Origin of the sequence: Micrococcus sp. KRD026, from assembly GCF_017168445.1 — a bacterium.
GTDB classification, from domain to species: domain Bacteria; phylum Actinomycetota; class Actinomycetes; order Actinomycetales; family Micrococcaceae; genus Micrococcus; species Micrococcus luteus.
The window spans coordinates 152,775-161,842 of sequence record NZ_JABFBA010000005.1; the positions used below are offsets into that span (position 1 = coordinate 152,775).

The 9,068-nt window shown below is 74.5% G+C and carries 8 protein-coding genes and 1 pseudogene; all 9 read right to left on the bottom strand.

The window, feature by feature from the left end:
- Nucleotides 1-257 (bottom strand): annotated as a pseudogene (locus J1M40_RS02115) (septum formation initiator family protein); the annotation flags it as partial.
- 137 nt (nucleotides 258-394) lie between these two features.
- Entirely contained in the window at nucleotides 395-1,672 is a 1,278-nt protein-coding gene (gene eno, locus J1M40_RS02120; RefSeq protein WP_036339963.1) for a phosphopyruvate hydratase, read from the bottom strand.
- 177 nt (nucleotides 1,673-1,849) lie between these two features.
- On the bottom strand, nucleotides 1,850-2,656 hold the full coding sequence (locus tag J1M40_RS02125) for a MazG nucleotide pyrophosphohydrolase domain-containing protein (RefSeq protein ID WP_102708599.1): 807 nt from the start codon (nucleotides 2,654-2,656) through the stop codon (nucleotides 1,850-1,852).
- Nucleotides 2,657-2,663: 7 nt separating this feature from the next.
- On the bottom strand, nucleotides 2,664-3,875 hold the full coding sequence (locus J1M40_RS02130; protein ID WP_036336747.1) for an adenosine deaminase: 1,212 nt from the start codon (nucleotides 3,873-3,875) through the stop codon (nucleotides 2,664-2,666).
- Between the two features lie 24 nt (nucleotides 3,876-3,899).
- On the bottom strand, nucleotides 3,900-4,547 hold the full coding sequence (locus J1M40_RS02135; RefSeq protein WP_102708600.1) for a DedA family protein: 648 nt from the start codon (nucleotides 4,545-4,547) through the stop codon (nucleotides 3,900-3,902).
- 4 nt (nucleotides 4,548-4,551) lie between these two features.
- Nucleotides 4,552-5,886, bottom strand: coding sequence for a thymidine phosphorylase (locus J1M40_RS02140; protein WP_078025770.1), 1,335 nt, complete (start codon nucleotides 5,884-5,886; stop codon nucleotides 4,552-4,554).
- 75 nt (nucleotides 5,887-5,961) lie between these two features.
- Nucleotides 5,962-6,393, bottom strand: a complete 432-nt coding sequence (locus tag J1M40_RS02145; RefSeq protein ID WP_102708602.1) for a cytidine deaminase — start codon at nucleotides 6,391-6,393, stop codon at nucleotides 5,962-5,964.
- Nucleotides 6,394-6,395: 2 nt separating this feature from the next.
- Nucleotides 6,396-7,703, bottom strand: a complete 1,308-nt coding sequence (locus tag J1M40_RS02150; RefSeq protein ID WP_101965731.1) for an ABC transporter permease — start codon at nucleotides 7,701-7,703, stop codon at nucleotides 6,396-6,398.
- The coding region (locus tag J1M40_RS02155; protein WP_206450412.1) for an ABC transporter permease at nucleotides 7,700-9,068 on the bottom strand (1,369 nt) is incomplete at its 5' end. The genes J1M40_RS02150 and J1M40_RS02155, both read right to left, overlap by 4 nt.

The window sequence follows — 9,068 nt, forward strand, 5'->3', positions numbered from 1 at the left end:
GTGTCAGCCCGGTCCGCGTCCGGGTGCCCGTCCAGGTGTCCGTGGTGACCGGCCTGGCGGCGCTCCTGGACGCTGTGCAGGTCGATGACCTCGGCGCCCGTGGCCGCGGGCGTCGGCGTGGTGGCCTCAGGGGTCGGCGTGGGCGCGTCCGCCTTCGGGGAGGCCGTCGTCGGGGCCGCCGGGGCGGCGACGGCGGTCCGGCGCGGGGCGCCCGTCGTCGGGTCGACACGGGGCACGCGGGGGCGGCGCGGACTCATCGCGGACTCCTTCGGACGCGTGGCGGGGACCCCCACAGCCTACTGCCCGCCCCTGGCAGGCTCCTGGCCACACCCGGGACGGACGCGGGCCCGCCCGGAGGGATCCGGGCGGGCCCGCGCGTCGTCGTCGGGGACGGTCAGCCGCGGAAGCGCGGGAAGGCGGAGCGGCCCGCGTAGACGGCGGCGTCGGCCAGGTCCTCCTCGATGCGCAGCAGCTGGTTGTACTTGGCCACGCGGTCCGAGCGGGCCGGGGCGCCGGTCTTGATCTGGCCGGCGTTGGTGGCCACCGCGAGGTCCGCGATGAACGTGTCCTCGGTCTCGCCCGAGCGGTGCGAGATCATGCAGTGGAACATGTGGCGCTGGGCCAGGGAGATCGCGTCGAAGGTCTCGGTCAGGGAGCCGATCTGGTTGACCTTCACGAGCAGGGCGTTGCCGGCCTTCTCGTCGATGCCGCGCTGCAGCCGCTCCACGTTGGTGACGAACAGGTCGTCGCCCACCAGCTGGACGCGATCGCCCAGCTGCGCGGTCAGGTGCTGCCAGCCGTCCCAGTCGTCCTCGTCGAGCGGGTCCTCGATGGAGACGATCGGGTAGTTGTCCACCAGCTCGGTGTAGTAGGCGGCCATCTCCTCGGCGGAGCGCTGCTGGCCCTCGAAGGTGTAGGAGCCCTTGGCGAAGAACTCGGAGGAGGCGACGTCCAGCGCCAGCGCGATGTCCTCACCCAGGCGGTAGCCGGCCTTCGTCACGGCCTCGGCGATGAGGTCCAGGGCGGCGCGGTTGGACTCCAGGGACGGGGCGAACCCGCCCTCGTCGCCCAGGCCGGTGGACAGGCCCTTCTCCTGCAGCACGGTCTTCAGGGCGTGATAGACCTCGGTGCCCCAGCGCAGGGCCTCGCGGAAGGACGGGGCGCCGATCGGGGCGATCATGAACTCCTGGATGTCCACGTTGGAGTCCGCGTGGGCGCCGCCGTTGAGGATGTTCATCATCGGCACGGGCAGCACGTGGGCGTTCGGGCCGCCCAGGTACTTGTAGAGCAAGAGGTCGGAGGCCTGCGCGGCGGCCGCCGCGACGGCCATGGACACGCCCAGGATCGCGTTCGCGCCCAGCTTGCCCTTGTTGGGGGTGCCGTCCAGGTCCAGCATCGCGCGGTCCACGGCGCGCTGGTCCGCGGCGAACTCGCCCTCGAGCTCCTCCGCGATGCCCCCGACGGCGGCGACGGCGTCCAGCACGCCCTTCCCGCCGTAGCGCTTCTTGTCCCCGTCACGGCGCTCGACCGCCTCGAACTCGCCGGTGGACGCGCCCGAGGGCACGGCCGCGCGGCCCAGGGAGCCGTCGGTGAGCAGGACCTCCACCTCGACGGTGGGGTTGCCGCGCGAGTCGAGGATCTCGCGAGCGTGGATGGCGTCGATCAGGGCCATGGACGGGTCTCCTTCAATCGAAGTCGGAAGTCGTGCCCGCGGCGTGGACACGGCCTCAGCCTAGCGGGGACCTCAGGTTCCAGTCGGCCGCGCGCCGGCGACAAGACCGCCGTTCCCCCCGGCTGCGATGTCGCTGGGGCGCGGTCGGAACTGCGGCCGGGCCGAAGCGGCGTCGCGTCAGCCGGACGGGCGCAGGGCCGACCAGTCCCCCGCACGCACCCGCGCCACCGTGGTGCGCAGGGCCCGTTCGGGGTCGAGCCCCGCCGCCCGGGCCCGGCGCACCAGCGCGAACAGCTCCGCCCCGAGCGCGGCCTCGTCGGGCCACACCGCCACCGGACGCTCCCCCGCCTCGGCGGCCGGCGCCGGGACGTGCGCGGCGAGCGGGTCCGGCTCCTGCCGGGCCGCGCGGTCGACCACCTTCGCGGCGGCGGCCAGCGCCGGCAGCCGGGCCGGGATGTCGCCGACGTCGAGGCCCGGGCCGGTGCCGCCGTCGTCGTGGGCCGGGGCGGCGGGCGAGAGCCCCGCGGCCGCCCGCTCCTGCGCCTTGACCCGCTCCCAGGCCAGCTCGACGGCCTCCGGCGTGACGGCGGCGAGCTCCCCGGCCGGGCGCAGGCCGCCCTCGGGGGTGAGCACGAGCGGGTTGCGCCGGATCATCTTGGCCGTGAGGGCGTCGGCGGCGTCGTCCACGCGGAACCCGGCCGTCTCCGCCGGGGCGCCCGGCGCCCGGGAGACGGCGGCGTGCAGGACCACCTGGAACAGGACGTCCCCGAGCTCGGCGGCCAGGGCGGGGTACGCGCCGTCGGCCCGACGCGCGGGCACGTCGGCCCACGCGGCGGCGTCGCGGGACTCGATCTCCGCCACCGCCTCGTACGCCTCCTCCACGAGGTACTCGGCGAGGTCGGCATGCGTGAGCGCGGCCGTCCAGGGGCAGTGGTCGCGCAGGGCCTCGACCACCGCCACCAGACGGTCCACACTCGCGCTCACGGGCGGATCAGTCGTCCTCGTCCTCGTCGTCCAGCTCCTCGAGGACAGGGCCGACGGCGTCGCCGGAGATGACCTCGCCCCAGCCGGCCACGAGGATCTCGGCGAGGTCCTCGCGCTCGTCCACGGACAGGAAGGCGGCCTCGGCGGCGTTGAGCTGCAGGTCCAGCAGCTCGGAGAGCGAGTAGCCGAAGGTCTCGGCGAGCAGGTAGAGCTCGTCGGTCAGGGACACGTCCGAGACGAGCCGGTTGTCCGTGTTCACGGTGACGCGGAAGCCGAGCTGCACGAGCAGGTCGATGGGATGGCCCGCGATGCCCGCCGCGGCGTCCACCGCGCCGGTCTGCAGGTTCGAGGACGGGCAGACCTCCAGGGCGATCTGCCGGTCCCGCACCCACGCGGCGGTCTCGCCCAGGTCCACGAGGCCGGTCAGCTCGTCCAGCTGCTCGCCGTCCTCGTCCACACCGCCGTACTCCACCGAGATGTCCTCGGCCAGGCGCACGCCGTGGCCCAGACGCAGGGCGCGGCCGTCCACGAGGGCCGAGCGGACGGAGTCCAGGCCGTCGCCCTCGCCCGCGTGCACGGTGACGGGCAGGTGGTGGGCGGCCAGCCACGTGAAGGTGTCGGCGAAGCGGGAGGGCGGGAACCCGGCCTCGGCGCCCGCGATGTCGAAGCCCACGACGCCGGCCTCGCGGTGGCGCACGGCCAGCTCGGCGATCTCCTGGGCCCGGTCGGCGTGCCGCATCGCGGTGACCAGCTGGCCCACGCGGATCACGTGGCCCGCGGCGTCGGCGGCCTCGACCGCCTCGTCCAGGCCGGCCTGCACGGCCTCGACGGCCTCGTCCAGGCTCAGCCCGCCGGCCAGGTGCTGCTCGGGGGCCCAGCGGATCTCGCCGTAGACGACGCCGTCGGCGACCAGGTCCTCGACGAACTCGCGGGCCACGCGGCGCAGCTGCTCGCGGGTCTGCATCACGGCGGTGGTCAGGGCGAAGACCTGCAGGTACTTCTCGAGGGACTCGCCGTTGGCGTGCTCGGCGATCCACTCGGCCAGGCCCTCGACGGTGTCCGCGGGGACCTCGACGCCGGCCTCGCGGGCCAGGTCGAGGACGGTGCCCACGCGCAGGCCGCCGTCGAGGTGGTCGTGGAGGGAGACCTTGGGCAGGACGGCCAGGTCGACCTCGAGCGGGGAGGGGGATGCGGTGTCCGGAAGCTGCGTCGTCGTCACGGGCGTCACTCTACGGCAGGGCGCTCAGCGCAGGGCCTCCTGCTCGGCCAGGGTGAGGCCCTTCACCCCGGCGCCCAGCCGGCGGCGCAGCAGGGCCTTGAGCAGACGGTCCAGCAGCAGGCCCACGAGCGCCGCGCCCGTCACGGAGGCGGCGATCTGCAGCACCGGGTTCTCCAGCCAGCCCGCGGTCAGGCGCGCGATCATGATCGAGTACGCGGCCCAGCTGGCCGTGGAGAGCAGGTCCAGCGCCACGAACCGCACCGGCGGATAGCGGGTGGCGCCGGCGGTGAAGTTCAGGGCCACGCGGCCGCCGGGGATGAACCGGGCGGTGAACAGCAGCAGCGCGCCGTGACTGTGCAGGTGGTGCCGGGCGACCTCGACCGTGGCCCGCACCCGCCGCAGCCGCATCCACCGGAACCGCTCCACGCCCACGGCACGGCCGATCGCGTACGCGGCCACGTCCCCCAGGAACGCGCCCGCGAAGCCGACCCCCCACAGCGCCCACAGGGAGAACGGATGCCCGTCGCGGACGATCGCACCGAGGGCCACCAGCACCGACTCCGACGGGAAGATCGGCACGATGCCGTCGAGCAGGCACAGCAGCAGCGTCAGCGGCAGGACCCACCACTGCGCGGAGGCGTGGAGGATCGCCCCCTCGAGCCACGCGAGCATCCGGTCAGCCGATCCGGTCCAGGATCACGGAGCGCTCGCGCAGGGTCCGGGCGGCGGCGTCGTCGAGCTCGCCGACGGCCCAGCCGCCGGCGAGCGCGGCCTTCGCCCGCTCGAAGCGCTCCGGCGTGTCCGTGTGCAGGGTCAGCACCTTCTGGCCCCGGGCCACGCGCTCGCCGGGGCGCACGTGCACCTCGACGCCGGCCGCGGCCTGGACGGCCTGGCCCTGCCGCTCCCGCCCGGCGCCGAGGCGCCACGCGGCCAGGCCCACGGCCATCGCGTCCAGCTCGGTGAGGACGCCGTCCGTCTCCGCGACGACGTCCTCGGTGTGGGCCGCCGTCGGGAGGGCCGCGCGCGGGTCGCCGCCCTGGGCCTCGATCATCCGGTTCCACACGTCCATCGCCCGGCCGTTGGCCAGGTGCTCGGCCGGGTCCACGTCCGTGACCCCGGCGCCTGCGAGCATCGCGGCGGCGAGCGCCACGGTGAGCTCCACGACGTCGGCCGGGCCGCCGCCGGCGAGCACCTCCACCGACTCGCGGACCTCGAGGGCGTTGCCGGCCGTCCGGCCCAGGGGCACGGACATGTCCGTGAGCAGCGCCGAGGTGTCCACCCCGGCGTCCCGGCCGAGGTCCACCATGGTCCGGGCCAGCTCGCGGGCGGACGCCTCGTCCTTCATGAACGCGCCCGAGCCGCACTTGACGTCCAGCACGAGGGCGCCGGTGCCCTCGGCGATCTTCTTGGACATGATCGAGGAGGCGATCAGCGGGATGGCCTCCACCGTGCCGGTGACGTCGCGCAGGGCGTACAGGCGCTTGTCCGCCGGGGCCAGGCCCGAGCCGGCCGCGCAGATCACGGCGCCCACCTCGGAGAGCTGGCGCAGCATCGCCTCGTTGCTGAGGTCGGCCCGCCACCCGGGGATCGCCTCGAGCTTGTCCAGGGTGCCGCCGGTGTGGCCGAGGCCGCGGCCGGACAGCTGCGGCACCGCCACCCCGAAGGAGGCCACGAGCGGGGCCAGCGGCAGGGTGATCTTGTCCCCCACGCCGCCGGTGGAGTGCTTGTCCGCGGTGGCCAGGGGGCGGCCGTCCGGGGTGGTGAGCCCGCCGAAGTCCATGCGCTCGCCCGAGGCGATCATCGCGTCCGTCCAGCGGGCGATCTCGGCGCGGTCCATGCCGTTGAGCAGGATCGCCATGGCCAGGGCGGACATCTGCTCGTCCGCCACCACGCCGCGGGTGTACGCGTCCACCACCCAGTCGATCTGCTCGGGCGACAGCGTCCCCCGGTCCCGCTTGGTGCGGATCACCTCGACGGCGTCGAAGGGCTCGGCCTGCGGCTGCGCGGTCATGGGGTTCTCCTCGGGGGGACGGCTGCGACGGTCAGCCTCCGACTCTAGCGAGCGGGCCCGGGAGCGCGCCGCAGGTCAGGGACGGTCCGCCCGCTCCAGGTCGGCCGGGCCGAAGGCGTCCGGCAGCACCGCCTCGATCCCCCGCTCCCCCGCCGGGGTGAGCAGCACGAGCCCGGGGGCGCGGAACTCGTACAGCAGCTGGCGGCACCGCCCGCAGGGCATGGTGAGCACGCCCGCGCCGTCCACGCACACGAACGCGGCCAGCCGGCCGCCCCCGCCCATGCGCAGGTCGGCCAGCAGCGCGCACTCGGCGCACAGCGTCAGCCCGTAGGACGCGTTCTCGATATTGCAGCCCGAGACGAGGCGGCCGTCGTCGGTGAGCGCGGCGGCGCCCACCCGGAACCCCGAGTAGGGCACGTAGGCGTGCTCCGTGGCGGCCAGGGCCGCGGCCCGCAGCCGGTCCCAGTCCACACGCGGCGCCGTCGTCGTGTGCTGCCCGTCCGCCACGGCTACTCCTTCACGTACGGCACGCCCGAGGCGGCCGGGCCGCGCGAGCGGCCCACGAGGCCGGCCACGGCGAACACCGTGACGAGGTACGGGAGCATCGCCATGAACTGGCTCGGCACCGGGGTGCCGAGGATCGCCAGGACGTACTGCATGTTGGTGGCGAAGCCGAACAGCAGCGCCGCGAAGAACGCGCCGATCGGGTTCCAGCGGCCGAAGATCACGGCCGCGAGCGCGATGAAGCCCTGGCCCGCCGTCATCTCCTTGGTGAAGGACGACGCCGAGACGAGCGTGAAGAACGCCCCGCCCATGCCGGCCACCGCGCCGCCCAGCAGGACGGCGGCGTACCGCGTGCGGTTCACGTCGATGCCCACGGTGTCCGCGGCCTTGGGGTGCTCGCCCACGGCGCGCACGCGCAGGCCCCAGCGGGTGCGGAACAGGGCGAACCACAGCGCGATCACGAGCAGGTACATCGCGTAGCCCAGGATCGTCTGGTCGAACAGGATGGGCCCGAGCACGGGGATGTCCGCCAGGCCCGGGATCCGCAGGTTCGGGAAGTGCGGCGGCGCGTTGAGCTCGGTGTCCCCGCCCGTGAGGACGGTGGAGTACAGGAAGCTCGTCAAGCCGGCCACGAGCACGTTGAGCACGACGCCGACGATCACCTGGTTGACCAGGTACTTGATCGAGAACACGGCGAGCAGCCAGGACACGAGGACGCCGGCCACGATCGCGGCGGCCAGGCCCGCCCAGGGCGAGCCGGTGGCGGTGCCGACGACGGCGGCCGTGAACGCGCCCGCCAGCAGCTGACCTTCGATCGCGATGTTCACCACGCCCGAGCGCTCGGCCAGGATGCCGGCCATCGAGCCGAAGATCAGCGGGACGGCCAGCGCGAACGAGCCGGCGATCAGGCCGGTGAGGAACACGGTGGTGTTGTCCGCCGAGCCGATCACCCAGATGAGGAACGCGGCCACGAACGCGACGGCGAACAGGGCCGCGGCCCAGCCGGGGGTGCGCCCCGAGCGCAGGGTCGCCAGCCAGGCCACCGCGGTCAGCACCGCCATGAGCCCGACGAGCAGCCAGCCCCCCAGCACGGGGTCGGCGGTCAGGTCCGGGAGCACGACGGCGTCGGACGCGTGGGAGAGTCGGAAGGTCGCCGTCGCCTCGGGGGCGCCGAGGGCGAAGACGGCCAGGGCCAGCAGGGTCAGGATCGTCAGGGCGATCGGGGTGGTCCAGTGCCGGACCACGACCCGGGCGGGCTCGGCGGCCTCGGGGCGGACGACGTCGGCGTGGGGCCGGGCGGCGGTCGCGCTCATCGGGCGTCCCCCTTCTGCTCGTGCGGGCGGTGGGTCGGGGCCGTGTCCGTGGGCTGCGTGGTCGGGGCCTGCGGGTCCGCGACGGCGGCGGCCGCGGCCTCCTGGACGCCCGTGGACGGGGCGGCGGCGTGGCCGCCGGCGCCGGTCAGCGCGGCGCCGGCCACGGCGGGCTGGGTCACGGGGTCGGCCGCGCGGCGGGCGCGCGCGGCGCCCGGGGCGGGCAGCCGGAAGATGGCGCGCACCAGCGGCGGGGCCGCGATGAGCAGCACGATCACGGACTGCACCACGAGGACGATGTCGACCGGCACCCCGGTCTCGGTCTGCATGGTCACGCCGCCGGCGCGCAGGGCGCCGAAGAGCAGGCCCGCGAACAGCACGCCCACCGGGTGGGACCGGCCGAGCAGCGCCACCGTGATCGCGTCGAAGCCGAAGGACCCGGCCACGGAGGTGTTCAGCGTGCTCTCCGTGCCGGCCACGTGGGTGGCGCCGGCCAGGCCGGCGAGGCCGCCGGAGATCGCCATGGCGGCCACGTAGGAGCCCTTGACGGAGATGCCGGCCGTGCGGGCGGCGTCCGGGTTGGCGCCCACGGCCCGCAGGCGGAAGCCGAGGGTGGAGCGCTGCATCAGCCACCACGTGAAGAGCACGGCCAGCAGGGCGACGAAGAAGCCCCAGTGCAGCCGGAAGTCGGTCCCCAGCAGCCGCGGGAACATGGCGGAGCGGTCCAGCGGCGCGGACACCGGGTTCGTGGTGCCGGGCGCCCGCAGGACGGGGGTGTTCAACAGGTAGGCGAGCAGGTTCACCGCCACGTAGTTGAGCATGATCGTGAGGATCACCTCGTGCGCGCCCGTCCAGGCCTTGAGCACGCCGACGACGGAGCCCCACAGCACGCCGCCGAGCACGCCCATCACGACGACGAGCAGCAGGTGCACGCCGGCCGGCAGGTGCAGGTGCACGCCGAACCACGTGGCGAACATGGCGCCGAAGATGAACTGACCCTGGCCGCCGATGTTGAACAGGCCCGCCCGGAAGGCGATGGCGATGCCCAGCGAGATGATGATCAGCGGGGTCGCCACGGTGAGGGTCTCGGTGAGCGGGTAGAGCATGCCCGTCGCGTCCGAGGCCCGGTAGTTGAAGACGGCGCCGCGGAACAGGGCCGCGAAGGCTCCGGCGAACGCGGCCCAGGCGGCGGAGAGCAGGTCGCCCGGGCGGGCGAAGAAGTAGCCGGCGGCATCGCGGACGTCCTCGTCCACGGCGATGATCAGCAGGCCGGAGATCAGCAGGGACAGCAGGATCGCCAGGACGGTGACCGTGCCGTTGCCCGAGAGGATCCGGCGCAGGGCGGAGTCGGCGGGGGCGGGCCGGACG

Bases quoted from the DNA above. Each gene is read 5' to 3' on its own strand.
- eno (WP_036339963.1), bottom strand. From the start codon at position 1,672: ATGGCCCTGATCGACGCCATCCACGCTCGCGAGATCCTCGACTCGCGC.
- J1M40_RS02135 (WP_102708600.1), bottom strand. From the start codon at position 4,547: ATGCTCGCGTGGCTCGAGGGGGCGATCCTCCACGCCTCCGCGCAGTGG.
- J1M40_RS02140 (WP_078025770.1), bottom strand. From the start codon at position 5,886: ATGACCGCGCAGCCGCAGGCCGAGCCCTTCGACGCCGTCGAGGTGATC.
- J1M40_RS02150 (WP_101965731.1), bottom strand. From the start codon at position 7,703: ATGAGCGCGACCGCCGCCCGGCCCCACGCCGACGTCGTCCGCCCCGAG.